The sequence below is a fragment of the Promicromonospora sp. MS192 genome (assembly GCF_049532985.1).
Taxonomy (GTDB): Bacteria; Actinomycetota; Actinomycetes; order Actinomycetales; family Cellulomonadaceae; genus Promicromonospora.
Genome location: NZ_CP186693.1, coordinates 3,572,595 through 3,598,273, shown reverse-complemented (window position 1 = coordinate 3,598,273; position 25,679 = coordinate 3,572,595). Strand labels below are relative to the sequence as shown.

Annotated in this window: 22 protein-coding genes; 14 read left to right on the top strand and 8 right to left on the bottom strand. The window is 71.8% G+C overall.

The features are described 5' to 3' along the window. Positions 1-23 precede the first annotated feature (23 nt). Genes ACO229_RS16200 through ACO229_RS16190 form a run of 3 tightly spaced genes read left to right on the top strand, consistent with a single transcriptional unit; the run spans position 24 to position 2,051 of the window. Complete coding sequence (locus ACO229_RS16200; RefSeq protein WP_397416621.1) at positions 24-404, top strand: twin-arginine translocase TatA/TatE family subunit; 381 nt, start codon at positions 24-26, stop codon at positions 402-404. A gap of 40 nt (positions 405-444) precedes the next feature. After that, entirely contained in the window at positions 445-1,518 is a 1,074-nt protein-coding gene (gene trpS, locus ACO229_RS16195; protein WP_397429651.1) for a tryptophan--tRNA ligase, read from the top strand. Then, positions 1,515-2,051 carry a 2'-5' RNA ligase family protein gene (locus ACO229_RS16190; RefSeq protein ID WP_423462124.1) on the top strand — a complete coding sequence of 179 codons (537 nt, stop codon included), beginning with the start codon at positions 1,515-1,517 and terminating at the stop codon, positions 2,049-2,051. Before trpS ends, ACO229_RS16190 begins: the two co-directional genes overlap by 4 nt. Positions 2,052-2,136: 85 nt before the next feature. On the opposite strand, the gene ACO229_RS16185 is transcribed toward ACO229_RS16190, so the two are convergent. The 3 genes from ACO229_RS16185 to ACO229_RS16175 all read right to left on the bottom strand — a co-directional run bounded on the left by ACO229_RS16185 (position 2,137) and on the right by ACO229_RS16175 (position 5,720). Beyond that, a complete protein-coding gene (locus ACO229_RS16185) occupies positions 2,137-3,840 on the bottom strand; it encodes a peptidase inhibitor family I36 protein (protein WP_423462123.1) in 1,704 nt (567 codons plus the stop codon). A gap of 94 nt (positions 3,841-3,934) precedes the next feature. Then, complete coding sequence (locus ACO229_RS16180; RefSeq protein WP_423462122.1) at positions 3,935-4,780, bottom strand: peptidase inhibitor family I36 protein; 846 nt, start codon at positions 4,778-4,780, stop codon at positions 3,935-3,937. 58 nt (positions 4,781-4,838) lie between these two features. Then, positions 4,839-5,720: a peptidoglycan DD-metalloendopeptidase family protein gene (locus tag ACO229_RS16175; protein ID WP_397429654.1), complete on the bottom strand. Its 882-nt coding sequence runs from the start codon at positions 5,718-5,720 to the stop codon at positions 4,839-4,841. Positions 5,721-5,962: 242 nt separating this feature from the next. Here ACO229_RS16175 and ACO229_RS16170 point away from each other — a divergent pair, with 242 nt between their 5' ends. Both ACO229_RS16170 and ACO229_RS16165 read left to right on the top strand, forming a co-directional pair. Further along, on the top strand, positions 5,963-6,415 hold the full coding sequence (locus ACO229_RS16170; RefSeq protein ID WP_397429655.1) for a hypothetical protein: 453 nt from the start codon (positions 5,963-5,965) through the stop codon (positions 6,413-6,415). Positions 6,416-6,497: 82 nt separating this feature from the next. Beyond that, entirely contained in the window at positions 6,498-7,571 is a 1,074-nt protein-coding gene (locus tag ACO229_RS16165; RefSeq protein WP_423462121.1) for a hypothetical protein, read from the top strand. 38 nt (positions 7,572-7,609) lie between these two features. Here ACO229_RS16165 and ACO229_RS16160 read toward each other — a convergent pair whose 3' ends face one another. Next, entirely contained in the window at positions 7,610-10,477 is a 2,868-nt protein-coding gene (locus ACO229_RS16160) for a BTAD domain-containing putative transcriptional regulator (protein WP_423462120.1), read from the bottom strand. A 176-nt stretch (positions 10,478-10,653) separates the two neighbouring features. On the opposite strand from ACO229_RS16160, the gene ACO229_RS16155 reads away from it, so the two are divergent. Continuing rightward, entirely contained in the window at positions 10,654-11,541 is an 888-nt protein-coding gene (locus tag ACO229_RS16155) for a YihY/virulence factor BrkB family protein (protein WP_423462119.1), read from the top strand. A 40-nt stretch (positions 11,542-11,581) separates the two neighbouring features. On the opposite strand, the gene ACO229_RS16150 is transcribed toward ACO229_RS16155, so the two are convergent. The 4 genes from ACO229_RS16150 to sdhC all read right to left on the bottom strand — a co-directional run bounded on the left by ACO229_RS16150 (position 11,582) and on the right by sdhC (position 15,094). Continuing rightward, positions 11,582-12,340 (bottom strand): succinate dehydrogenase iron-sulfur subunit, encoded by a 759-nt coding sequence (locus ACO229_RS16150; protein ID WP_397429659.1) that lies wholly within the window; start codon positions 12,338-12,340, stop codon positions 11,582-11,584. Next, entirely contained in the window at positions 12,340-14,172 is a 1,833-nt protein-coding gene (gene sdhA, locus ACO229_RS16145; RefSeq protein ID WP_397429660.1) for a succinate dehydrogenase flavoprotein subunit, read from the bottom strand. The genes ACO229_RS16150 and sdhA overlap by 1 nt, the downstream gene beginning before the upstream one ends. Positions 14,173-14,246: 74 nt before the next feature. Beyond that, positions 14,247-14,711 (bottom strand): succinate dehydrogenase hydrophobic membrane anchor subunit, encoded by a 465-nt coding sequence (locus tag ACO229_RS16140; RefSeq protein WP_423462118.1) that lies wholly within the window; start codon positions 14,709-14,711, stop codon positions 14,247-14,249. Further along, positions 14,711-15,094: a succinate dehydrogenase, cytochrome b556 subunit gene (sdhC, locus tag ACO229_RS16135; protein WP_423462117.1), complete on the bottom strand. Its 384-nt coding sequence runs from the start codon at positions 15,092-15,094 to the stop codon at positions 14,711-14,713. The genes ACO229_RS16140 and sdhC overlap by 1 nt, the downstream gene beginning before the upstream one ends. A gap of 269 nt (positions 15,095-15,363) precedes the next feature. On the opposite strand from sdhC, the gene ACO229_RS16130 reads away from it, so the two are divergent. The 8 genes from ACO229_RS16130 to ACO229_RS16095 all read left to right on the top strand — a co-directional run bounded on the left by ACO229_RS16130 (position 15,364) and on the right by ACO229_RS16095 (position 25,627). Further along, the gene (locus ACO229_RS16130; RefSeq protein ID WP_397429662.1) at positions 15,364-16,497 is read left to right on the top strand and encodes a mannose-1-phosphate guanylyltransferase; all 1,134 of its coding nucleotides are present in this window, start codon (positions 15,364-15,366) and stop codon (positions 16,495-16,497) included. A gap of 178 nt (positions 16,498-16,675) precedes the next feature. Further along, positions 16,676-17,905: an amidohydrolase gene (locus ACO229_RS16125; RefSeq protein ID WP_423465314.1), complete on the top strand. Its 1,230-nt coding sequence runs from the start codon at positions 16,676-16,678 to the stop codon at positions 17,903-17,905. A gap of 497 nt (positions 17,906-18,402) precedes the next feature. Further along, on the top strand, positions 18,403-19,479 hold the full coding sequence (locus tag ACO229_RS16120) for a BMP family protein (protein WP_397429664.1): 1,077 nt from the start codon (positions 18,403-18,405) through the stop codon (positions 19,477-19,479). 135 nt (positions 19,480-19,614) lie between these two features. Next, a complete protein-coding gene (locus ACO229_RS16115; RefSeq protein ID WP_397429665.1) occupies positions 19,615-21,138 on the top strand; it encodes an ABC transporter ATP-binding protein in 1,524 nt (507 codons plus the stop codon). A 40-nt stretch (positions 21,139-21,178) separates the two neighbouring features. Next, the gene (locus ACO229_RS16110; protein WP_397429666.1) at positions 21,179-22,525 is read left to right on the top strand and encodes an ABC transporter permease; all 1,347 of its coding nucleotides are present in this window, start codon (positions 21,179-21,181) and stop codon (positions 22,523-22,525) included. After that, positions 22,522-23,820: an ABC transporter permease gene (locus ACO229_RS16105; protein ID WP_397429667.1), complete on the top strand. Its 1,299-nt coding sequence runs from the start codon at positions 22,522-22,524 to the stop codon at positions 23,818-23,820. The genes ACO229_RS16110 and ACO229_RS16105 overlap by 4 nt, the downstream gene beginning before the upstream one ends. A gap of 11 nt (positions 23,821-23,831) precedes the next feature. Continuing rightward, positions 23,832-24,245 (top strand): cytidine deaminase, encoded by a 414-nt coding sequence (locus ACO229_RS16100; RefSeq protein ID WP_397416666.1) that lies wholly within the window; start codon positions 23,832-23,834, stop codon positions 24,243-24,245. Beyond that, positions 24,242-25,627 (top strand): thymidine phosphorylase, encoded by a 1,386-nt coding sequence (locus ACO229_RS16095; protein WP_397416668.1) that lies wholly within the window; start codon positions 24,242-24,244, stop codon positions 25,625-25,627. The genes ACO229_RS16100 and ACO229_RS16095 overlap by 4 nt, the downstream gene beginning before the upstream one ends. Positions 25,628-25,679: the final 52 nt, after the last annotated feature.

Genomic DNA, 25,679 nt, shown 5'->3' with positions numbered 1-25,679 from the left:
GGCGACACGAGTAGGCTCTGACCGTGTTCGGCATCAACGGCTGGGAATTCGTGATCATCATCGTGGTCGCGATGCTCGTCATCGGCCCGGAGCGACTGCCCGGCTACGCGGAGCAGCTCGGGTCCTTCGTGCGGCGTGGACGCGACATGCTCCAGAACGCGAAGGCCCGCGTGGACGACGAGCTGGGGCCCGAGTTCAGCGACGTCGACTGGTCGAAGCTCGACCCGCGCCAGTACGACCCGCGCAAGATCGTGCGCGACGCCCTGCTGGACGACGGCCCGTCGACCTGGTCGCGCCCGTCTGCGGCGGCGGCCGCGGCCGGCGCGGCGAACGGAACGCCCGCGTCGCCCGCCGAGGCGTTCGCGGAACCCGGGAAGGCGCCGTACGACGACGAGGCGACCTGACGATTCGGTGAGCGCGCATGGACCTGCCAGAATGTTGGCCATGTCCACCGAATCCCCGACCACGGCCGGCACGCCGGCAGGCGCCGACCGCGGTGCCGCGCCGCGCATCTTCTCCGGGATGCAGCCCACCGACGGCTCGCTCCACCTGGGCAACTACATCGGCGCCCTGTCGCAGTGGATCGCGCTGCAGGACTCCTACGACGCGCTGTACTGCGTGGTCGACCTGCACGCGCTTACGGTGAACCCGGACCCCGCACTGCTGCGGGAGCGCACGCGCCGCACGGCCGCGCAGTACCTGGCCGGGGGCATCGACCCCGAGCGGTCCATCCTCTTCGTGCAGTCGCACGTGGCGGCGCACGCGGAGCTCGCCTGGCTGCTCAGCTGCCAGACCGGGTTCGGCGAGGCCGGGCGGATGACGCAGTTCAAGGACAAGTCCGCCAAGCAGGGCAACGACGGGACCACGGTCGGTCTCTTCACCTACCCCGTGCTGATGGCGGCGGACATCATGCTGTACGACGCCGCGCTGGTCCCCGTCGGTGAGGACCAGCGCCAGCACCTGGAGCTCACCCGGGACCTCGCGACGCGGCTGAACGCGCGGTTCGGCGAGGGCACCGCCGTCGTCCCCGAGGCGCACATCGTCAAGGCCGTCGCGAAGATCCAGGACCTGCAGGACCCGAGCGCCAAGATGAGCAAGTCCAGCACGGGCGGCAAGGGCGTCGTCTGGCTGCTGGAGGACCCGAAGAAGGCGGTCAAGGCCATCAAGTCGGCCGTGACGGACGCCGACGAGTCGTACGGCGTGCGGTTCGACCCGGCCGAGAAGCCGGGCATCTCCAACCTGCTGACGATCTTCTCGGCTGTGACCGGCCGCGACGTCGACACCATCGCTAAGGAGTACGACGGCCGCGGCTACGGCTACCTCAAGGTGGACCTGGCCGACGCCGTCGTCGCCTTCCTGGAGCCGTTCCAGGAGCGGGCGAACACCTACCTCGCGGACCCCGCACAGCTCGACAAGGTGCTGGCCGACGGCGCCGACCGGGCCCGCGCGATCGCCCGACCCGTGCTGGACCGGATGTACGAGCGGTTCGGGCTGTTGCCCGCGCGAGGCGAACGGTGAACCTCCCCGAGCGGGGACCAGGCCAGATCCGCATAGGGATCGCCATCGAGATCCCGGAGCCCTACGCCGCGGAGCTGAGCGCGGCGCGGGTGGCCGCGGACGACCCGCTCGCGAGGTTCATCCCTCCGCACATCACGCTGCTGGGTCCCACGGTGCTGGAGGCCGGCCAGCTCGCCGAGGCGCGCGAGCACCTCGCGACCGTGGCGGCCGCCGCCCCGCCCTTCCGGGTGCAGCTGCGCGGTACGGCCACGTTCCGGCCGATCTCGCCCGTGGTGTTCGTGGCCCTGTCCCAGGGCATCGCCGAGTGCGAGCAGCTCGAGTCGAGCGTGCGTTCCGGGATCCTCGACGGTGAGCTCCGGTTCAACTACCACCCGCACGTGACCATCGCCCACGAGGTGCCCGACAGCGCCCTCGACAAGGCGTTCGAGGCGATGGCGGACTACTCCGCCGAGTTCGACGTGGACCGCTTCTTCCAGTACGAGCACGGCGACGACGGGATCTGGCGCCCGCAGGCGGCGTTCCCCCTCGGCTGACGCGAGCCTCGGGAGCACGGCGCGGAAGCCGTGCGCCCGCCGCCCCGCCGCGCCGACGTCGAGGCCGGGGCGGCGGGGCGGGGCGTCAGCGGACCGTCGCCGACGCGGCGTCGAGCACGTGGCGGGTGCCGTGCTCGTCGACCAGCTCGAGCACGGCACCGTGTGCCGTGACCACGCGCAGCGCTCCGGTACCCGGCAGGTCCACGGTCCGGTGCGAGGCGGTCATCAGACCGGTCCCCGTCGTGGCGACCAGCACGCGTCCGAGGGTCCGGTCCTCGCCCGAGCGCCCTGCCCACACCATCAGCGTCCGGCCGCCGGCGTGACCGACCCACCGGTTGCTCCCGAGCAGCTCGGCGCCGCGCACCGGCGCCTCGGCGTCGTCGAAGATGCCGGCCGGCCAGGCCGCGGTCCGTGCCGCCGCCGACGCGACAGCCCCGGTCGCGTCCTGCCCGGCTGCGTCCTGCCCGGCCGCAGCGACCAGGTCCTCCTGCCAGTAGATGCTGGTCGGCGCTCCCGGCGTGGTCGCGGTGCGGCTGTCGCTGTCCACCTGCTCGTCGAGCTGGAGCCACGACGCCGTCGGGGAGTTGTCCGTTCCCTCGCAGCCGCGCTGGTCACAGGCACCACGCTGGGACATCACGCCGGGGAACGTCAGCTTGGCGCCCTTGCCGTAGGCGTAGAGCGACAGGAACTTCCACTGCTTCGCCTGTGACCCGGAGGTGGTGTAGATCTCGGGCAGCGGCTGGGCGGCGCCGCTGGTCGAGACGTACCAGATGGTGTCGGCGGTCAGTCCCGGGTTGCAGGATCCCGCCGAGGGGACCGACGTCGTCGGGCACCCGTCGGCGCTGCCGAAGTTGACCAGCGGGGGACGGCCCGACACCCCGTTGTAGCCGTTGAGCCAGGCGCGGGACTGGGAGTTGAGCCCGGACGTCGAACCCCAGGCCTCGAAGTCGTTCGCGCCCCACGCGGTGGCCTGCGGGTAGCCCGCCAGGTCGGCGGCGGCGTTCTTGGCGGCCGTGGCGAGCGCGGCGCCCGCGGCACCCGTCAGGGCGCTGCCGGGCGTGTTGTTCGTGCCCAGGCCGATGCGCAGGCGGGAGGCGGTGTCCGACCCGGTGCAGTCGTCGTACCCCTTGCCCATCGCGACGACCATCTGCCGGGCGGCGGAGAACTGCCGGTCGGCCCCGCCGAAGTAGGACAGCACGTGCACCCCGTCCGACCCCAGGGTGGTCTTGCCGAAGGCCAGGACGACCACGGTGGTCTGCGTGCCGGCCCGGCTCGCGTCCCGGGTGCCCATCGTGCAGCCCGTGTCGTACGCCCAGCTCGTGTCCTGGACCGAGACGTAGTAGCTCGCGTGCGACGGCGGAGCCGTGACGAACGGGCCGAAGCGGTGCGAGGCGTTGTTGTTCTTCAGGGTGCTGTTGAGGTTCACCTTCGCGCCCGCGGCGACCTCCTGGTAGGTGCCGCCGTACTCCGAGTTGTAGTAGACCCGGACCGGCTTCGCCGAGCGGTTCCAGACCGAGGCGGCGTCATTCTTGAGGCACAGGCCCTGGCCCGCGCCCGCGCCCTTGAAGTCGTAGCACGACGGCTGCTCCGTGCCGTAGTCGCCCACGGAGACGTCGAAGTCCGAGATCGACCCTGCGTGGTCGCTGTTGTAGTAGTAGCAGAACTCCCCGGCGTCGCAGAGGCCGTCGCGGGTCGCCGCCTGGGCTGCGGTTCCCGGTACGACGACTGCTGCGGCCACCGCGGCGGCGGTGGCCACCAGGGCGGCGAGGCGCCTCATGGTGCGTGACATGTTCTCTCCCGGTCGTGGGGTACGGGTCGTGCGTGGCCCGGCAGCACCGGGGGCGCGCCCGAGCGGGCACACCCCCGGCACCGTCTCCGTCAGGTCAGTGGTTGACCTGGAACCAGGGCTGCGCCCAGCCCAGGTAGGTGTAGCCCCACTCGCTCTCGACCTCTGCGATCGTGGCCGTGGAGATCCTGTTGTAGCCGTCGATGTCGTTCGAGACGAAGGTTCCGCCGCCGACCGAGATCATCACGTGGCCGTACTCGCCGCCGCGGAAGAACGCCAGGCCCCCGGCGGGGACGCTCCGGTCACCGGCGTTCCGGTGGGCCGAGGGGATCTGGCCCCAGTGCACGATGGCGCTCACCGAGCCGCTGTTGGCGTGGCCGTAGGCGTTGGCCACGAAGCGGTCGCAGAGACCGCCCCAGCCCGTCGCGCCCACCTTGCTGTTGGCCCAGGACACCGCACCGGCGCAGGTGCGGGGGTTGTCGAAGGAGTTCTTGCAGGTCTCCGTCCGCAGCGGCGTGACGTCGTGGGAGGCGTTGTTGTTCTTGACCGCGGCCGTCAGGTCGCGCTTGGCACCCGCCGCGACGGTGTCCCAGGTGCCGCCGAAGTCGGAGTTGTAGTGCACCCGCACCTGGCCGCCGGTCCGGTTCCAGACCGAGGCCGCGTTGTTCTTGATGCACTGGTTGTACCCGGCCTTGCCCGCGGTGCGGAAGACGTAGCACGTGGCCGGGTCGGTCCCGTAGTCGGCGAGATCGGCCGCCGGGTGGTCGGAGATCGACCCGGCGTTGTCGCTGTTGTAGTAGTAGCAGAACTCGCCCGCGTCGCAGACGCCGTCGCGGGTGGCGGCCTGCGCGGGCGCGGCGGTCAGAGTGCCGACCGCGAGGCTGCTCGCGAGGGTCAGCACCGCCACGAGTCCTGTGGTGAGGCGCTTTCTCAGCTGTTCCATGCTCGTCTCGCTCTCGTCGTCGGGTTCAGGGGGCGGGGTCCAGGAGCCTGGCTCGGGTTCACGAGGAGGGGCAGCTGCTGGTCCGGGCCAGGTTCTTGGTCCCGTAGTAGATGGGGTTGCCGCTGGCGAAGGTGGCCCGGATGACGGAGCCGTCCTTCTTCTGCTCGTAGTGCAGGTGAGGCCCGGTCGAGCCGCCGGTCGAGCCGACGCGCCCGATCCAGGTGGTGGCGCTGACGTCCTGGCCCACCGAGACGTTGAAGCTCTGCAGGTGGGCGTACAGGGTCTGGTAGCCGCCCGCGTGGGTGATCACGATGTACTTGCCGTAGGAGGTGTTGCCGAGGTCGCGCACCGTGGTGACCTCGCCGGCGGCCGACGCGTAGACCTTCCAGCCCTCGTCCGGGTCGTGGTTGAAGTCCACCGCGAGCTGGGGGCTGTGGTTCGTGCGGGTCTGGGCGGACCAGGTCTCGCCGCAGGGGAACGGCACCTGGAACGTCCCGGTGGTGCGCAGCGGCGTGACGTCGTGCGAGGCGTTGTTGTTCTTGACCGCGGCCGTCAGGTCGCGCTTGGCACCCGCCGCCACCGTGTCCCAGGCCCCGCCGAAGCCCGAGTTGTAGTGCACCCGCACCTGCACGCCCGTGCGGTTCCACACCGAGGCGACGTTGTTCTTGATGCACTGGTTGTACCCGGCCTTGCCCGCGGTGCGGAAGACGTAGCACGTGGCGGGGTCGGTGCCGTAGCTGCTGACGTCGGCCTTCCCGTGGTCGGAGATCGACCCGGCGTTGTCGCTGTTGTAGTAGAAGCAGATCTCGCCCTCGTCGCAGACACCGTCGCGGGTGGCGGCCTGCGCCGGGACCGCCGCCACGGTGCCCACCAGGAGGCTGCCCAGCAGCGCCAGCACCACCGCCAGCGCCTTGGCGGCGCGCATCCTTGTCCGTTCCATCACTTGGCTCCTCGCTCGTGAAGGGATCTCTCGTCGCGAGCGTGCGCCCGCGGTCTATGCGACACCTATGCGCGGTCTCACTCCTGGGGCGAAGACGGAGCACAGGGCGGACGTAGGTGGTCGCCGCAGGCTGGGCGTTGCCCCGGCGTGGCCATGGGCCGGTGCGCGACTGGCCCGGCCAGGAGACGTCGGACGAAGAGGCCCGGCGAGGTCCCGGGCACACCCGAGAGAAGAGGAACATCATGCGAATTCGATCGCGACTTGTCGCCGGCGGGGCGTCGGTGCTGCTCCTGACGACGCTGCTCGGTGCCGTCGGCGCAACGTCCGCCGAGGCCCGGTGCAACGGCGCGGGCAACGGGATCACCAGCACCATGTCCTACAACGGTGTCGAGCGGGCGCGGGAGATCCCGAACTCGGGGACGTGCAACAGCGACGGCGAGTACCACGCCACGCTGAAGGACGCCTTCTCGGACGGCAACACCGTGCGGTTCCGGTGGGACGGCAACGGTGACGGCAACTACACGACCGAGGCCTCCACGGGCACCTCCGTCGGGTTCGTCGCGACCGACAACACGAGCGCCGCCTACGAGCAGCTCTGCATGGTGACCGAGACCGGCACGCCGTACTGCGGGTTCGGCAGCAACTCCGCACGGGGCTGGGGCAACGGTGGCCGGGGTCTGAACACGGGCTTCTGACCCCAGGGCGCCGGCTGCCGGGGTCTGCGGGTCCTGGCAGCCGACGCCGTCCGTGCCCGGCCCGACGAAGGGAGAGTCGTCCATGCGTCTGCGAGGTCCCCGGTGGTGCGCCGTCCTCACCTGCCTGATCGTGCTCGGGGTCCCGGCCTGCTCCGCGCCGCCGTGGGCCGAGCCGGTCGACACCCGCCTGCCTGCCGCCGCCCCCGTGTCCTGGACGGGGTTGTCGGGTGCGGACCGCCTGGTGCCCCAGCTCTTCTTCCAGGCCCGGCAGCCCGAGGGCACGACGGCCACGCCCGTACCGCTCTTCGAGGTCCTGCCCGACGACGACGTGCGGCTGCTGCCGACCGGCGAGGTCGAGGGCCTGGTGGTGGACGGCGTGCAGCCGACGTCCGACGGTGTGGTCCTGTACGGAACGGTAGGCGAGGACCCGGACGGGGGACTGCGGCGCGAGCTCGTGGTGCTCGACGACGCCGGGGCCGTGCGCTCACGCGAGGAGGTGTCGCTGGCCGGGCGGGGGACCGGGCTCCTCGGCGCGCCCGATGCCTCGACCACGATCCTGCAGCGGGTGGGGAAGGACGGCGACGGCCTGCCGGCCGGGCCGGTCGAGGTGACGGTGCGCACCGCGACGGACGAGGCGGTGCTGGCGACAAGGCAGGATCCGGTGGCGGCCGGCGCCGTCGCCGGGAACCGGCTCGTGCTGGCCGGTGGTGGCCAGTCGTTCGACGGGGAACGGATGATCCCGTGCTGGGTCGAGGCGCTGCGGACCGATGTCGTGCGCGAGTCGTCCAGGGGCACCCGGACCGTGACCGACGCGCTCCCCGGGTGCGAGATGGTCCACGGACTGAGGATCTCGCCCGACAGCCGGTGGGCGGCCGTCGCGTTCCAGACGCAGGCTCCGCCGCAGATGCAGGTGTCGATCGTCCGCCTCGCTGACCTCGCGGTGGTCGGCACGCGCGAGGTGGGTATCCCGGTCGGGGCGTGCGACAGCTGCCAGTTCCCGGCGCTCGCCGGCTACCTGGGGATGGCGTGGGCCGACGACCGCACGCTGCGCGTGGCCAGGATGACCGACCTGCCGCTGACCATGCGCCAGGACCAGATCGCGGACGAGCTGCGACGTCACCTCGACGTGCTGGCGATCACGGTGCCCGCTGGGTGACCGTGGCCGCGTCGGTCATGGCCCGGGCGTCACGAGGTTCACGGCGCGGGTGGTGCGACCAGCTCGCCGTCGAGGTCGTTCAGCAGCGTGCGGCAGCGGTCCTCCTCGTCCCACAGGCCGGCGAGGTGGAAGAGCCGGGCGGCCTCCGTCAGCGCGGACCCGGCCCCGGCGGCGTCGGCCAGGTCGGCGAGCACCGGCCCCGTCTGCAGCAGCGCCATGGCGGTGCACCGTTCGTCGTGCAGGTCCCGGAACAGCTCGAGGGACCGCTCCAGGTGCGCCGCTGCCTCCCGCGGACGGCCCGACTCGCGTTCGAGCGAGCCGAGGTCGCGCAGCGTGACGGCCTCACGGTGCAGGTCACCGGTCTCCCGGGCGAGCCGGAGCGCGGCGTCGTACCACGGTCGCGCCTCGGCGGGCCGTCCCTTCGCCACGAGGATCCGTCCGATCGAGCCCCGGAGCAGCGACTCCTTGGGCACGTCGCCGGTCTCGACCATCACCGCGAGCGCGGTGCGTGCGCACTTCTCCGCCTCGGTGAGGCGTCCGCGCAGCCGGTGGACGGTGCCCAGCCCGGCGAGCGCCAGCGCGGCGCCCTTCGCGTGCCCGGCGGACTCGTGGGCGGCCGCGGCGTCCCGGAAGTGCCGGGCGGCCTTCTCGAGCCCGCCGGTGTAGAGCAGGGCCTGGCCCAGCCCGCGCAGCAGCTCTCCCCGGTCGGTGGCGTCCAGGCCGGGGCAGGACAGCATGAGCTCGTGGCTGGTGCGCCAGTCGTCGTAGAGCGCCTGCTCGTCGTACAGGGGAGCGAGGGTGCTGACCAGGCGCCGCCCCGGCCGGGCCAGCGCCCATTCGCGGGCCAGCCGGACGGCCGCGAGCAGCGCCTGGCGCTCCGCGGCGAGCCAGGCCGGCGCGTCGGGGTCGACCTGCTCCGCGAGGTGCGCCACCGCCCCCGGGGGGTCCTGCGAGCCGGGTGCGTCGAGCGGGTCGAACAGGCTGGGCGGGCCGCCCTCCCGCTGGTGCCGCGCGAGGTGCTCCCACGTGCCCACGACACGCCGGGCGGCCGCGCGGCACACGTCCTCGCCACGGTCCAGCGCCCGTTCGCGGGCGTGGGCCCGGACGAGGTCGTGCATCCGGTAGCGGGCCTGGCCCACGGCGTCGTGCCGGGCCGGCTGCAGCAGGCCGGCGTCGACCAGCAGGTCCAGGACCCGCTCGTGGTCGGGGTCGTCCGTCAGCGCGCCGAGCACCCAGCCGGGCACGTCGTGGGGGCCGAGCAGACCGAACAGGTCGAACCCGAGCTGCGCGTCCGGCGCCAGGGAGGTGACCGAGAGGTCGAGGCTGGCCCGCAGGTCGAGGTCGCCCAGGCGCATCTCGGCCAGGCGGTGGGACTCGTCCGAGAGCCGCAGCCGGAGCTGGCGCAGCGGCCAGGACGGACGCCCGACCAGCCGCCCGCCGATGATCCGGATCGACAGCGGGAGGTAACCGCACAGCCGGACGATCGCGCGCGCCTCGGCGGGCTCCTGCTCGATCCGCTCCCGGCCGACGATCCGGGCGAGCAGCTGCTCCGCGTCGTCCGGGGGCAGCGCGTCGATGTGCAGGTGGCGCGCGCCCGGCAGGTCGGTGAGCGTGGAACGGCTCGTGACGATCACCGTGGACGTGCCGGTGGGCGGCAGCAGCGGGAGCACCTGGGCGGCGGTGGCCGCGTCGTCCAGCACGAGGAGCGTGCTGCTGTCCGCGAGCATCGAGCGCAGCAGCGCCGAGCGTGCGTCGACGGAGCTCGGCAGGGGGTGCCCGAACCGGCCGAGCGAGTGGAGCATCGTCGCCAGGAGCTCGGCGGGCTCACCCGGGCTCGTCGACGTGCCGGCGAGGTCGAGGTAGAGCTGCGCGTCCGGGTGCCGGTCGCGGATCGACCGGGCCAGGTGCACCGCGAGCGTCGACTTGCCCGTCCCGGGTGCACCGCTCAGCACGACGACCAGCGGTGCGTCGGAGGACTCGTGCTCGCGCACGAACGACTCCAGCTCGGCCACCTCCTGGGTGCGTCCGGCGAAGTCCGCCACGCCGGGCGGGAGCTGCCGGACCGGAGCGGCAGTGGTCCCCGCACCGGTGGCGGGCACGGCCCGGGCCGCCGGGCCGGCGGCGGTGGCGGGCGCACCGGCCCCGGCCGCGGACCCCGCGGCGGCAGGCGGCAGGTTCCGGTCCAGGATCTGCTGGTAGACCGTCTGGGTGGCCTGGCTCGGGTCGGTCCCGAGCTCCTCGGCCAGGGTCTCGCGGAGCCGCCCGTACTCCTGGAGCGCCTCCGCCTCGCGTCCGGAGCGGTACAGGGCGACCAGCAGCTGGCGCCGGAGGTCCTCGCGGAACGGGTGCCGGGCGACCTGCTCGTGCAGCTCGTCGATGACGGCCGCGTGCTCGCCGCACTCGATGCGTGCCTCCAGCCGGTGCTGCTCCGCGGTCGCGCGCAGGTTCTCCAGCCGCAGAGCGAGCGCCGTCGCCACGCCGCCGGGCGGGTACCCGTCGAACGGCGCGCCACGCCACATGGCCAGCGCCTCGTCCAGCGCCTGCCGCGCACCGTCGAGCGCGCCCGTGCGGAACAGGTCGAGCCCGGCCTCGACGCCGGACGCGAACCGGTCCGCATCGACGCCGAGGGGACCGAGCGACAGCAGGTAGCCGTCGGTGGACCGCCGCAGCGCGGCGCCGTCGTCGTCGTGCAGGAGCTGGCGGAGCTTGTGGACGCTGCCGTAGACCTGGGTCGGGGCCGACTTGGGTGCGCGCCCCGCCCAGACGTCGTCGATGATCTGGTCCACGGGGGCGGGCCGCGGCGCCCGCGCGACCAGGCTGCCCAGCACCGCGCGGCCCCGGCCGGTCACGGGGTGCCATGTCCGGCCGTCGCTGATCTCCAAAGGTCCCAGGATCCTGACGCGCATGGCCGAGCTCCGTTCGTCCCCCCATGTGGACCGCCGACGTCGTCGCCGTCCCTCCGGCAAGGCCAGATGCTAGCCCGCGCGGCCGCGGGGGCGCCCCTGAAGTCGGGCGTGGCCGCCGACATGTCACGCCGCGTTCACGCCGCGGCAACCCCGGGGGGCGCATAGGCTCTGACCCGATGAAGCGGCTGATCGAGCTCGGCAGGACGGTCTGGGCACGCTGGGAGGCGACGCGAGCCGCCCGTGCACTGGACCGGTTCAACACGGCGAACGGGTCGGTGCTGAGCGGCGGCATGGCGTACGCGGCCCTGTTCTCGCTGTTCGCGGCCCTCGCCATCGGGTACACGGTGTTCGTGCGCGTGCTCGGCGGCGACGCCGAGCTGCGGGACGCGGTGCTGGCCCAGGTGGACACCTGGGTGCCGGGCCTCGTGGACACGGGTGACGGCGGCGTGCTGTCGCCGTCCGACCTCGTGCTCTCCACCGGCCTGAGCTGGACGTCGGTCGTGGCGGCAGTGGTGCTGCTCTGGTCGGCCACGGGGTTCATGGGCGCGCTGCGCAGCTCGGTCCGCGCCATGTTCGGTGAGACGGACAGTGCGGGCAACCCCGTCACGGAGCGGCTGCGGCAGCTCCTGGGCTTCGTGCTGCTGGGGGCCGGCGTGCTGGTCACCGCTGCCGCGAGCGTGGCGGTCTCGGCGGCGGTGCCGTGGCTGCTGGAGGCGCTGGGGCTCGACGGCGGCGCGGTCTCGTTCGCGGTGCGCGCGGGCGGAGCCCTGGTGACGCTCGTGCTCGACGCGGCGGTCGTGGCCGCGGTGGTGCGCTGGGTGGGTGGCGCGCGCCCGGTGCGCCGGGACCTCGTGGTGGGTGCCCTGGCGGTCGGCGTCGTCGCCGGGGCGCTGCGCTACCTCGGCACCGAGGTGGTCGCGGGGGCGGCGTCCCGCAACGCCCTGCTGGCGTCCTTCGCGGTGGTCGCCACCATCCTGATCCTGGTCAACCTGCTGGCCCGTGTGCTGCTCATGGCCAGCGCCTGGATGGCGGACCCGCCGCAGAAGCAGCAGGACCAGGGCTGAGCGCCCTGGTCCTGCTGCGGTGTCCTGCGCCGGGGTGGGATCAGAACGCGCGGGTGATCATCGCGCGCTTGACCTCCTGGATCGCCTTGGTGACCTCGATGCCGCGGGGGCAGGCCTCGGTGCAGTTGAAGGTCGTGCGGCAGCGCCACACGCCCTCCTTGTCGTTGAGGATCTCCAGGCGCTGCGAGCCACCCTCGTCACGGCTGTCGAAGATGAAGCGGTGCGCGTTCACGATCGCGGCCGGGCCGAAGTACTGGCCGTCCGTCCAGAACACCGGGCAGGACGACGTGCACGCGGCGCACAGGATGCACTTGGTGGTGTCGTCGAACCGCGCGCGGTCCTCGGGGGACTGGTAGCGCTCCTTGGAGGGCTCGTTCCCGGTGGTGATGAGGAACGGCATGATCTCGCGGTAGGAGGCGAAGAACGGCTCCATGTCGACCACGAGGTCCTTGACGACCGGCAGGCCCTTGATGGGCTCGACGGTGATCGGCTTGTCGGGGTTGACGTCCTTCAGGAGCGTCTTGCAGGCCAGACGGTTGCGGCCGTTGATCCGCATCGCGTCCGAGCCGCAGACGCCGTGCGCACAGGAGCGGCGGAACGTGAGCGAGCCGTCCTCGTCCCACTTGATCTTGTGCAGGGCGTCGAGGATACGGTCGGTGCCGTGCGCCTCGACGGTGAAGTCCTGCCAGGTGGCCTCGTCGGACACCTCGGGGTTGAACCGCCGGATCCGCAGCGTGACCGTGAACGAGGGGATCTCGCCCGCGGGGGACGGTGCGGCGGCTTCGAGTGTGGCAGTCATCAGTACTTACGCTCCATCGGCTCGTACCGGGTCTGGATGACGGGCTTGGAGCCCAGGACGACCTTGTAGCCGTCGAACTCCTCGACGTGGTCGAAGTAGCCCTCCACGTGGCCCTCGGCCTGGTCCGACGCCTCGGGCGGACGTCGGTAGGCCATCGTGTGCAGCATGTAGTTCGTGTCGTCGCGGTCGGGGAAGTCCTCGCGGTAGTGACCACCGCGTGACTCCTTGCGGTTGATGGCCGCGACCACCGTGACCTCGGCGATGTCCAGCAGGAAGCCCAGCTCGATGGCCTCCAGCAGGTCGGTGTTGAACAGCTTGCCCTTGTCCTGCACCGACGCGTTGCGGTAGCGCTTCTGCAGCTCGCGGATGTCGGACAGGGCCTGGTTCAGCGACTCGCCGGTACGGAACACCTGGGCGTTGAGGTCCATGGTGTCCTGCAGCGCCTTGCGGATGTCCGCCACGCGCTCGCCCTCGGGCCGGTTGCGCATCTCGTCGAGCTGCGCCACCACCCGGGCCGTCGGGTCCTCGGGCAGGTCGTGGAACGACGCCGTCTTCGCGTACGCGGCGGCGGCCCGGCCGGACCGCTTGCCGAACACGTTGATGTCCAGCAGCGAGTTGGTGCCGAGGCGGTTGGAGCCGTGCACCGACACGCAGGCGACCTCGCCGGCGGCGTACAGGCCCTTGACGACGTTGACGCCGTCGCGCAGCACCTCGCCCTGGACGTTGGTCGGCACGCCGCCCATCGCGTAGTGCGCCGTCGGGTAGACGGGCACGGGCTCGGTGTAGGGCTCGATGCCGAGGTACGTGCGCGCGAACTCGGTGATGTCCGGGAGCTTGGCGTCGATGTGCGCCGGCTCCAGGTGCGTCAGGTCGAGCAGCACGTAGTCCTTGTTCGGGCCGGCGCCGCGGCCCTCGCGCACCTCGTTCGCCATCGACCGGGCCACGATGTCGCGCGGCGCCAGGTCCTTGATGGTGGGGGCGTAGCGCTCCATGAAGCGCTCGCCCTCGGAGTTGCGCAGGATGCCGCCCTCGCCGCGGGCCGCCTCCGACAGGAGGATGCCCAGGCCGGCCAGGCCTGTCGGGTGGAACTGGAAGAACTCCATGTCCTCCAGCGGCAGGCCCCGGCGGTACGCCAGCGCCATGCCGTCACCCGTGAGGGTGTGGGCGTTCGAGGTGGTCTTGAAGATCTTCCCCGCGCCGCCGGTGGCGAAGATGATCGCCTTGGCCTGGAACACGTGGATCTCGCCGGTGGCCAGGTCGTAGGCGACGACGCCGGTGGCGTTGACCTCCTCGCCGTCCGCGATCTCCTCGGTGGTGAGGTCGTGGTCGGTGATGAGGTCCAGCACGTAGAACTCGTTGAAGAACTCGACGTCCTGCTTCACGCAGTTCTGGTAGAGCGTCTGGAGGATCATGTGACCGGTGCGGTCGGCGGCGTAGCACGCGCGGCGCACGGCGGACTGGCCGTGGTCCCGGGTGTGCCCGCCGAACCGGCGCTGGTCGATCTTGCCCTCGGGGGTGCGGTTGAAGGGGAGGCCCATCCGCTCCAGGTCGAGGACCGACTCGATGGCCTCCTTGGCGAGGATCTCGGCGGCGTCCTGGTCGACGAGGTAGTCGCCGCCCTTGACGGTGTCGAAGGTGTGCCATTCCCAGTTGTCGTCCTCGACGTTGGCGAGGGCCGCGGCCATGCCGCCCTGGGCGGCACCCGTGTGGGAGCGGGTGGGGTACAGCTTGGAGATCACCGCGGTGCGGGCCTCCTTCGACGACTCCAGGGCGGCACGCATTCCTGCGCCGCCGGCGCCGACGATCACGACGTCGTACTGATGGGTCTGCATCGGGCTCGATGCCTCCTGCTATGAGGTTCGGAGTGTGGGGCTGGGGGGATGTGCCGGCGGGCGGCGCGGGGTGCTCAGGCCGTGCAGAAGGAGGCGAGCAGCTCCGCGGGAGCGTCCGGCGGGCACGGGTCGAACGTGAAGATCACGAGGGTGCCCAGCACGACCACGACGGTGAACGCCAGGAGGAGCAGGCCCTTGAGGATGCCGCGCGTCAGGTCCCGGGTGGCGTAGTCGTTGATGATGGTGCGCACGCCGTTGGTGCCGTGGATCATCGCGAGCCAGAGCATGAGGAGGTCCCAGACCTGCCACAGCGGGCTGGACCACTTGCCGGCGACGAAGCCGAAGTCGATGGCGTGCACGCCGTCGCCGACCATGAGGTTCACGAACAGGTGGCCGAAGATCAGGACCAGGAGCACGACGCCCGAGGCCCGCATGAAGACCCAGGAGTACAGCTCGTAGTTGCCGCGCGTCGTCTTGCGGCGGGCGTACGGGGAGCGCGGGGAGTCGACCTTCGCGACCGCTGCGGTGCCGTGCGTCATCAGTGACCCCCGGTGAAGACGTTGATGAGGTGACGCGGCAGGAAGCCCGCCATCGTCACGACGAAGAGACCGACGACCACCCAGAGCATGGTCTTCTGGTACCTCGGGCCCTTGGCCCAGAAGTCCACCAGCAGGATGCGGATGCCGTTGAAGGCGTGGAAGACGATCGCCGCGACGAGCCCGGCCTCGCCGAGACCCATGATCGGGGTCTGGTACGTGCCGATCGCTGCGTTGTACGCCTCGGGGGACACGCGGACCAGCGCGGTGTCGAGCACGTGCACGAGCAAGAAGAAGAAGATGAGCACGCCGGTCACGCGGTGCGCGACCCACGACCACATGCCTTCTCGGCCGCGGTACAACGTGCCTGCTGGTGCGGTGGGCACTTCGGGAGCCTCCTATGGCTGTCCGGCTGGGGGGTGGCTGGTCCCCACTGTAATGACAACTGGTCGCCTCGATCGCCGCCCGGCAGCCCTGACGGGCATCAAGACGCGGCCTTTGTGACTGATCCCACAGGGGAGATGTCGCCGCTTCGGGCACCCGTCAGGTTGCTCGTGCGTTCCGCCCGGGCCCGACCCTGGGATCAGCCAGGGTTCGCCCGGAATTCGGCGATCTTTGGCTGCGGGAACGGTGTCCGGCTGACATCCTGCGGGGCATGACTTCGGCCGCCGACCTATCGTCCCCGATCGACGACTTCTTCGCAGTGGTACCGGCCGGTGGGTCCGGTACCCGGCTCTGGCCGCTCTCGCGCGGCGGGGAGCCCAAGTTCCTGCACGACCTGGTGGGTGCGGGCGAGTCCCTGCTGCAGGCCACGGAGCGCCGGCTGCGGCCGCTGGCGGGCCCCGACGGCGTCGTGCTGGTCACCGGCGAGCAGCACGTCGCCGCCTGCCGCGCGCAGCTGCCCGGGCTGTCCGACGCCGCGGTGCTGGCCGAGCCCGCCCCGCGCGAGTCCATGGCGGCGATCGGCCTGGCGGCCGCCGTGCTGGAACGGCGGCACGGCGACGTGGTGATCGGCTCGTTCGCGGCCGACCACGTGATCAACGGGACGCGGGCGTTCCAGCTCGCCGTCCGCGAGGCCGTGGCCGCCGCGCGGGCCGGGTACGTCACCACCGTCGGCATCGCCGCGTCCCGCCCGTCCACGGCGTTCGGCTACGTGCGCTCGGGCGAGCCGCTCGGCGTCGAGGGTGCCCCGCACACGCTGCACGTGCGGGGGTTCACGGAGAAGCCCGACGCCGCCACAGCGCGCGCCTACCTCGCCTCGGGGGAGTACCGGTGGAACGCGGGCATGTTCGTCTCGCGCACCTCCGTGCTGCTGGGCCACCTCGCGCAGCAGCGCCCGGCGCTGCACGACGCGCTGCGCCGCGTCGCCGACGCCTGGGACACGGCGCGGCGGTCCACCGTGCTGGAGCAGGAGTGGCCGGGCCTGGAGAAGATCGCCATCGACCACGCGGTGGCCGAGCCGGTGGCCGCCGCGGGCGGCGTGGCCGTGGTGCCGGGCACCTTCGGGTGGGACGACGTCGGGGACTACAACTCGCTCGCCGTGCTCCTGCCGTCCGACGACGACCGCGGCGCCAAGGTGCTCGGTGACCCCGGCGACGTGCTGCGCATCGAGAGCGCGGGGTCGGTGGTGGTCCCGGCGTCGGGCCGGCTCGTGACGGTGCTGGGGCTGGACGACGTCGTCGTGGTGGACACCCCCGACGCGCTGCTGGTCACCACGCGGGCCCGGGCGCAGCAGGTCAAGGACGTCGTCGCGGCGGTGCGCGAGCGGGGGCGCGAGGACCTGCTCTGAGCCGCCCACCCGGTTCTCGTGCGACGGGCCGGGGGTGCGTATCAGGCTTGTCCGAATGGTGGGACGTATGCGCCCTGGCCGTGTCTCGCGGGGCGGACAGCGCTACCGTGAGATGGTGAACCCGACCCAGCCGCCCGTCAGTCTCGCCGATTTCGATCTGATCGTTTCGAACGACGAGATGCCGGTCGGCGACGTGCCCGGGGGCAACACGACGGACGTCGTCGCCGAGCTGGCCGCCCGGGTGGGCGAGCTGGCCGAGGGCCTCGACGCGGAGCTCGTCGCGTTCCGCCGCGACGTCCACGCGCACCCCGAGCTGTCCCGCAAGGAGACCCGCACCACGCAGGCCGTCGCCGACCGCCTGCGGGCCGCCGGCCTGGAGCCCCGGCTGCTGCCCATCGGCTCGGGCCTGGTCTGCGACATCGGCCCCGACCGCGGCCCCGACGGCGAGGGCCGGGTGGGTCTGCGCGCCGACCTGGACGCCCTCCCGCTGCAGGACACCAGCGGTGTCGAGTTCGCCTCGACGGTGCCGGGCGTCGCCCACGCCTGCGGCCACGACGTGCACACCACCGTGGTGCTGGGTGCGGGCCTCGTGCTCGCCCGGCTGCACGCCGAGGGGCGGCTGCGCCGCGGCGTCCGCCTCTTCTTCCAGCCCGCCGAGGAGGTCTTCCCCGGTGGCGCGGAGGACATCATCAACCGCACCTCCGAGCTCGACGGCGTCGACCGGATGGCCGCGCTGCACTGCGACCCGAAGTTCGACGTCGGGCACGTGGGCACGCGCATCGGGCCCATCACCTCGGCCAGCGACTCCGTCATCGTGACCATCACGTCGGCCGGCGGGCACACCTCGCGCCCGCACCTGACGGGCGACGTCGTGTTCGCGCTCGGCCAGGTCATCACCCAGACCCCGGCGGTGCTGGGCCGGCGCCTCGACCCGCGCTCGGGCGTGAACCTCACCTGGGGCGCCGTGCAGGCGGGCTCGACGCCGAACGCGATCCCCTCGACGGGCGTGGTCAAGGGCACGCTGCGCTGCCTCGACGTGCGCGCCTGGGAGAAGGCGGGCGAGCTGGTCCGCGAGGCCGTGGAGCAGGTCGTGGCCCCGTACGAGGTGGGCGTCTCGGTGACCGTCACGCACGGCGTGCCGCCGGTCGAGAACCAGACCGAGGCCACCTGCGACCTCGAGGACGCGGTGCGCGACGCCGTGGGCCCCGACGCCGTGCAGCTCACCGAGCAGTCGATGGGCGGCGAGGACTTCGCGTGGTACCTGCGCAAGGTCCCGGGCACCATGGCGCGGCTCGGCGTGCGCACCCCCGGCGGCCGCACGTACGACCTGCACCAGGGCGACCTCGTGGTCGACGAGCGGGCGATCGGTGTGGGCGTGCGGGCGCTGGCGCAGTTCGCCGCGCGCTGAGGAAAAGGCTTTCATCGCCGAGTGATCGGCGGGAGCTTACTGTCACGCGGGACGAGGCTCGATCCGTCACGGCTTACCAGCAGTGCAACGGCGCGGTCTGCGATGCCCCGGTGTGGAACCGGTGGATCAAGGAGGAGAGTGCCAGTCGGAGCGCGCTGGTCTCGATGACCTCCCGGTGGGAAGTCGCGGGGGTGTCCAGCGGAACCGCCGAGCTGCGCTTGGTCGTCGGCAAGAACGTCGCCTCCGCGAGGTTGTCCGTCTGAAGGGGCGCTGAACCTGGGGGTGCCCGGCGCCGGGGGCCGCGCCGGGCACCCCAGTCTCGATCTCGCTGCCGGTCGGTTGGGCGAGAACTGTTGCTGTCGATGACGCTTCGGTAACGACTTACTCCGGTTACCGTCTCGAAACGCGAAATGCCAGATGCGCTGGCTACCCTCGGTGCGGTATAGGGCTCCAGATCCGTCTGGGACATCGCCCTCAGGATCATCGAAGGAGCACCAGTGAAGAAGGCTGTCTGGCTCACCGCCCTTGCGGGAGCAACGGCGCTCGCGCTCTCGGCGTGCGGCGCCGCCCCGGAGGAGTCCACTGGAGGCGAAGCCGCCAGTGACTTCAAGCCCTGCATCGTGTCGGACCAGGGTGGTTTCGACGACAAGAGCTTCAACCAGCTCAGTTTCGAGGGCGTGACGGCCGCGGCCGAGGAGCTCGGCACGACCGCCGTCGACGTGCAGTCCGCGTCGGAGAGCGAGTACAAGGGCAACGTCGAGTCTCTCGTCGGCGAGGGCTGCAACGCCATCGTGACGGTGGGTTATGCGTTGTCGGCGACCACCATCGAGTCGGCGACCGCGAACCCTGACATCGACTACATCATCATCGACGACGCTGCCGACGCGGACTTCGACGGCAAGGCCGACGCCGACAACATCAAGCCGATCCTGTACGACACCGCGCAGGCCGCGTTCCTCGCCGGCTACCTCTCTGCGGGCTACTCCGAGGCCGGCAAGGTGGGCACGTACGGTGGCCAGGAGTTCCCGACCGTCACGATCTTCATGGACGGTTTCAAGCAGGGCATCGACTACTACAACGAGACCAACGACGCCGACGTGGAACTGATCGGATGGGACGGCAAGAAGGGCTCGTTCACGGGTAGCTTTGCGGCCGACCCGGCCGCGAAGACCACGGCTCAGAACATCCTTGACCAGGGTGTCGACGTCCTGTTCCCGGTTGGTGGGCCCATCTACCAGGGCGCGATGGACGCGATCGCCGACTCGGGCGACGACGTGGCGATCATCGGCGCGGACGCCGACTTCTTCGAGACCGACCCGACCACACAGGATCTGGTCCTCACCTCGGTGCTGAAGAAGATGGACGTCTCCACCGAGGAAGCGGTCGTCGCCTCGGGCAACGGTGAGTTCGACCCGACCCCGTACGTGGGTACCCTCGAGAACGGCGGCGTGGACATCGCCCCGCTGCACAACTTCGAGGGCAAGGTGGACCCGGCCCTGTGGGACGAGGTCCAGGCGCTCAAGGAGTCCATCATCGCGGGCGACGTCGAGGTGGAGTCCTACCTGGCGAAGTGATCGTCCGGTGAGGGCACGTCAGGGCCCGTCGGTCGAATGACCGAGACTTGACGCAAGATGGTCCCGGGGGGCACGGCACGCGCCGTGTGCCCCGGGACCTGTCATGAGCAGGACCCCATTTCGGGAAGGATTTCTATGCGGCTCGAGCTGCGCGGCATCACCAAGCGCTTCGGCGCGCTCGTCGCGAACGACCACATCGACCTGGTGGTGCAGCCAGGCGAGATCCACTCGCTCCTGGGCGAGAACGGGGCTGGCAAGTCCACCCTCATGAACGTGCTCTACGGCCTGTACCAGGCCGACGAGGGCGAGATCCTCCTGGACGACGTGGTCCAGGACTTCGCCGGGCCGGGCGACGCCATGGGTGCGGGCATCGGCATGGTGCACCAGCACTTCATGCTCGTGCCCGTCTTCACGGTCGCCGAGAACGTCATGCTCGGCCACGAGCAGACCCGCGGTGGCGGGCGGCTCGACCTGGACGCGGCCCGCGCGCAGGTACGGGAGATCTCCGCCCGGTTCGGGTTCCACGTCGACCCCGACGCCGTGGTCGAGGACCTGCCCGTGGGCGTCCAGCAGCGCGTCGAGATCATCAAGGCGCTGTCGCGGAACGCGGACGTGCTGGTCTTCGACGAGCCGACCGCGGTGCTCACGCCGCAGGAGACCGACGAGCTGATGGCGATCATGCGCCAGCTCCGCGACGAGGGCGCGGCCATCGTGTTCATCACCCACAAGCTGCGCGAGGTGCGTGCCGTGGCGGACCGCATCACGGTGATCCGCCACGGCAAGGTGGTGGGCGAGGCGTCACCCACCGCGTCGGACGCCGAGCTGGCCTCGCTCATGGTGGGGCGGTCCGTCGAGCTGACGGTGCACAAGGAGGCGCCCGCGCTGCGCGACAACGGCCTGGAGGTCAGCAACCTCGTGGTCACCAGCGCGTCCGGCACCGTCGTCGTCGACGACGTGAGCTTCGAGATCCGCGGCGGCGAGGTGCTCGTCGTCGCGGGCGTGCAGGGCAACGGCCAGACCGAGCTCACGGAGGCCCTCATCGGTCTCGAGAACGACGTGTCGGGCAGCATCCGGCTCGACGGCAAGGAGCTGGTGGGGCGCTCGGTACGCCGCATCCTCGACGAGGGTGTGGGCTTCGTGCCCGAGGATCGCACGCTCGACGGGCTCATCGGCGAGTTCACCATCGCCGAGAACCTCATGCTCGACCGCTCGGACGGCCCGCCGTTCGTCCGAGGTGGCGCACTGCAGCTCGCCTACCGCGACCGGTTCGCCCAGGAGAAGGTCGCCGAGTTCGACGTCCGCACCCAGGGCATCACCACGCCGGTCGGGCGGCTGTCGGGCGGTAACCAGCAGAAGGTCGTCCTGGCCCGGGAGCTGTCGCGCGACCTGCGGCTGTTCGTCGCCGCACAGCCGACGCGCGGCGTCGACGTGGGCTCCATCGAGTTCATCCACAAGCGGATCGTCGAGACGCGCGACGCCGGGGTGCCGGTGATGGTGGTGTCCACCGAGCTGGACGAGGCCGTGGCCCTGGCCGACCGGATCATGGTGATGTACCGCGGCAAGGTGGTCGGCATCGTGCCCGCGGACACCCCCCGGGACGTGCTCGGACTGATGATGGCGGGGATCTCGCCGCAGGAAGCCCAGGGAGAGGTCGCGTGAACCGGACGAGCAGCGCAGGTTCGCGCGGAGAGGAGACGGCGTGAGCACGCCCGAGCCGGGGACGAACCCCGGACAGCAGCCCGGTCTCGAGCCCGGGGAGGCCGAGGAGCTGGAGCAGGAGCGGGCACGCGTCTCCGGCGCGCCGGCCGCCGACCAGGTCCCTGACACGGCCGGCCGGCTGGCCACGGCGCTGCAGCAGACGATGACGAGCTCCTGGACCGTGTCCGTGGGCGCGGTGCTGCTCGCGGTCCTGGTGGGTTCGATCATGATCGTGTTCACGAACGACGCCGTGCGGGATGCCTCGAGCTACTTCTTCGCCCGACCCGGCGACACCTTCGTCGCGGTCGGCCAGGCGGTCGGCGGTGCCTATGCGGCGCTGTTCCGTGGCTCGGTCGTGAACCTCCAGGCGACGGACTTCGTCACGGCGATCCGCCCGCTGACGGAGACGCTCAGCTATGCGACGCCGCTCATCGCGGCCGGTCTCGGTGTGGCGCTCGCCTTCCGCGCGGGCCTGTTCAACATCGGCGGTCAGGGGCAGATGCTCGTGGCCGCCGCGGCGGCCGGCTGGGTCGGCTTCGGCGTGAGCGGTGTGCCGTTCCCGCTGCACCTGCTGCTCGCGCTCGTCGCGGGCATCGCCGCGGGTGCACTGTGGGCCGGGATCGCGGGCTTCCTCAAGGCCCGGACCGGCGCCCACGAGGTGATCGTCACGATCATGCTCAACTACGTGGCGTTCTACCTGATCTCGTACTTCCTGGCGACGCCCGGCCTGCTCCAGGCGCCCGGGTCGTCCAACCCGAAGACCCCGCCGACGCCTGAGTCGGCGCAGCTGCCCACCCTGCTGGGTGACCGGTTCAACCTGACGTGGGGCTTCGTGCTCGCGCTGCTCGCCGTCGTCGGCATGTGGTGGCTGCTCAACCGCTCGGCGACCGGGTTCGGGTTCCGCGCGGTCGGGGAGAACCCTCGTGCCGCACGCGTGGCCGGCATCGACACGAGCCGGGCCACGGTGAACTCGATGCTCGTCGCCGGTGGTCTCGTGGGCCTGGCGGGCGCCTCGCAGGTGCTGGGCGCGGTCACCACCGGTTTCAGCTCCGACGTCGACGCCGGGATCGGCTTCGACGCGATCACCGTCGCCCTGCTCGGCGGGTCCAGCCCGTGGGGCGTGCTCGCGGCCGGCATCTTGTTCGGTGCCTTCAAGGCGGGCGGGTCCACCATGCAGGCCGCCGAGGGCGTGCCGAGCGACATCGTGCTCGTGGTGCAGTCCCTCATCGTGCTGTTCATCGCGGCGCCGCCGCTGGTCCGCGCCATCTTCCGGCTGCCGGACCCGAACCGGCGTCGTGCCCCCAGGAAGGCCAGGGCCGCCAAGGACCGGAAGGAGGCGGCCGCGTGAGCGCCGACCACAAGACCACCCAGCTGGACGCGCCGCTCTCGGAGACGACGCGCACGGTCACGCTCGTGTCGTGGAAGACGGCGGGCGTGCTGCTCACCGTGACCGTCCTGTACGCGCTGCTGCTCGTGGCCGTGCCGCACTCGGGCGACACCCGGTTCCTGCTGTCCCAGCGCAGCGACTTCTTCCAGATCCCCGTGATCGTGGTGCCCGCGGCGCCCCTGGCCTGGGGGTGCGGCGCCGTCCTCCTCGTGGTGACGGCGGTGGCGGCCGTGCTCACGGTGCGCCGCCGCACCACGCCCGTGTGGCTCGTCGTGGTCTTCGCCGCCGCCGCGCTCATCGGCTTCCTGGCCTGGGCCGGTGCGGGCAGCCCCCGCGACCTGTCGATCGTCGGTCTGCTCGGCGGCGCCGTGCTCTGGTCCGTGCCGTTCGTGTACGGCGCACTGGGCGGCGTCATCGGCGAGCGTGCGGGCGTGGTCAACATCGCCATCGAGGCGCAGCTCCTCGGCGCGGCGTTCACCGCGGCGATCGTCTCGTCGATCACCGACAGCGCCCTGATCGGCCTGGCCGCCGCCGTCCTGGCCGGGGCGCTCGTGTCGCTGGTGCTGGGCCTGTTCGCGATCACGTACCACGTGAACCAGGTGATCGTCGGTGTGGTGCTCAACGTGCTCGTCGTGGGGCTCACGAGCTTCCTGTACTCGCAGGTGCTCGTCCCCGGCGCCGAGACGCTCAACTCCACCACGCGGTTCTCGCCGGTGGCGATCCCGCTCCTGTCGGACATCCCGGTGCTCGGTCCGGTCCTGTTCCGGCAGCCGCTGCTCATCTACCTGATGTTCCTCGCCGTCCCCGCCGTCTGGTACGCGCTCAACCGCACCCGCTGGGGCCTGCGCCTGCGCGCGGTGGGCGAGCACCCCAAGGCCGCCGACACCGTCGGCATCGACGTGGTGCGCACCCGGTACAACGCGGTGCTCGTCGCGGGCGCCGTGGCGGGTCTCGGCGGCGCGTTCTACACCACCGTCCAGCTCAGCCAGTTCGGCGAGAACATGACCGGCGGCGCCGGGTACATCGCGCTGGCCGCCGTGATCTTCGGCAAGTGGGACCCGGTGCGGGCGGCGTTCGCCGGTCTGCTGTTCGGCTTCGCGTCCAACCTGCAGAACGTGCTGTCCGTCGTGGGCTCGCCCGTGCCCAGCCAGTTCATGCTCATGGTGCCGTACGTCGTCACCCTGCTCGCCGTGGCGGGCCTGGTCGGTCGCTCGCGGCCGCCGGCCGCGTCGGGCGAACCGTACGTCAAGGGCTGAGGATAGGGTACGTGTCAGATTCTGTGGACTGGGCGGGACTGCGCGCCGCTGCCCGTGAGGCCGTCGGCAAGGCGTACGCCCCGTACTCCGACTTCCGGGTCGGGGCGGCGGCCTACGCCGCCGACGGGCGCCTGCTGACCGGCGCGAACATCGAGAACGCGGCGTACGGGGTCACCCTGTGCGCCGAGTGCTCGCTGGTCAGCGCCCTGGTGATGTCGGGGGGCGGGCGGCTGGCCTCGTTCACCTGCGTCAATGCGCTCGGCGAGACGATCATGCCGTGCGGCCGGTGCCGTCAGCTCCTGTGGGAGCACGGCGGGCCGGAGCTGCTGGTGGACACCCCGCGCGGCGTGCTGCCGATGACCGAAGTACTGCCCCAGGCCTTCGGGCCGGGCGACCTGGACCACGTGCGGGAGGCAACCTCATGACCGAGCCGTTCGACGCCGTCGACATCATCCGGACCAAGCGCGACAACGCCGAGTCGCTGACCGACGCGCAGATCGACTGGCTCGTCGACGCCTACACGCGCGGTGTGGTGGCCGACGAGCAGATGTCCGCCATGACCATGGCGATCCTGCTGAACGGCATGTCGCGGCCGGAGATCTCGCGGTGGACCCACGCGATGATCGAGTCGGGCGAGCGCATGTCGTTCTCCGGCCTGTCCCGGCCGACCGCGGACAAGCACTCCACCGGCGGCGTGGGCGACAAGATCACGCTGCCGCTCGCACCTCTGGTGGCGACGTTCGACGTGGCCGTGCCGCAGCTCTCCGGCCGCGGCCTGGGCCACACGGGCGGCACGCTCGACAAGCTGGAGTCGATCCCCGGCTGGCGCGCCGACCTGACGAACGAGGAGATGATGGCGCAGCTCGAGTCCGTGGGCGCCGTGATCTGCGCCGCCGGCGCGGGCCTGGCCCCGGCCGACAAGAAGCTCTACGCCCTGCGCGACGTGACCGGCACCGTCGAGGCGATCCCGCTCATCGCGAGCTCGATCATGTCCAAGAAGATCGCCGAGGGCACGGGCGCCCTGGTGCTCGACGTCAAGGTGGGCTCGGGCGCCTTCATGAAGGACCTGGACAGCGCGCGCGAGCTCGCCCGCACCATGGTCGACCTCGGGACCGACGCCGGCGTGCGCACCGTCGCCCTCGTCACGGACATGTCCGTACCCCTGGGCCTGACGGCGGGTAACGCCCTGGAGGTCCGTGAGTCGCTGGAGGTGCTGGCCGGCGGCGGGCCGGCCGACGTCGTGGACCTGACCGTCGCGCTGGCCGTCGAGATGCTCGACGCCGCGGGCCGCCCCACCTCCGAGGCCGACGTGCGCGAGGCCCTGGCCGACGGCCGGGCCATGGACCGCTGGCGCGCCATGATCGCGGCCCAGGGCGGCGACGTCGACGCGCCGCTGCCCGTCGCCAAGGAGACCGAGACGCTCGTGGCGCCGCGGTCCGGCGTGCTGACCTCCCTGGACGCGTACGCCGTGGGCGTGGCCGTCCGGCGCCTGGGCGCCGGGCGGGCGCGCAAGGAGGACGCGGTGCAGGCCGCCGCCGGCATCGAGATCCACGTCAAGCCGGGCGAGCGCGTGGCCGAGGGCCAGCCGGTCCTGACCATGCACACCGACACCCCCGAGCGGTTCGAGCGGGCGCGCGAGGCGCTCGCGGGAGGCTGGGACGTGCAGCACGAGAGCGCGGAGACGGTGCTGGAGGGCATCTTCGCCGGGGCCGCAGGCATGCTGGCGAGCATGGACGGCGGCGCGGGCGCTCTCGCCGGTGCCGGGCTGGTGCACGACCGGCCGGTGGTCCTGGACCGGATCGTCTGACCTGCGGGTTCGCGGTGCGGGGTCACCCGCGCCGCTCAGCGTGGCGCACCGG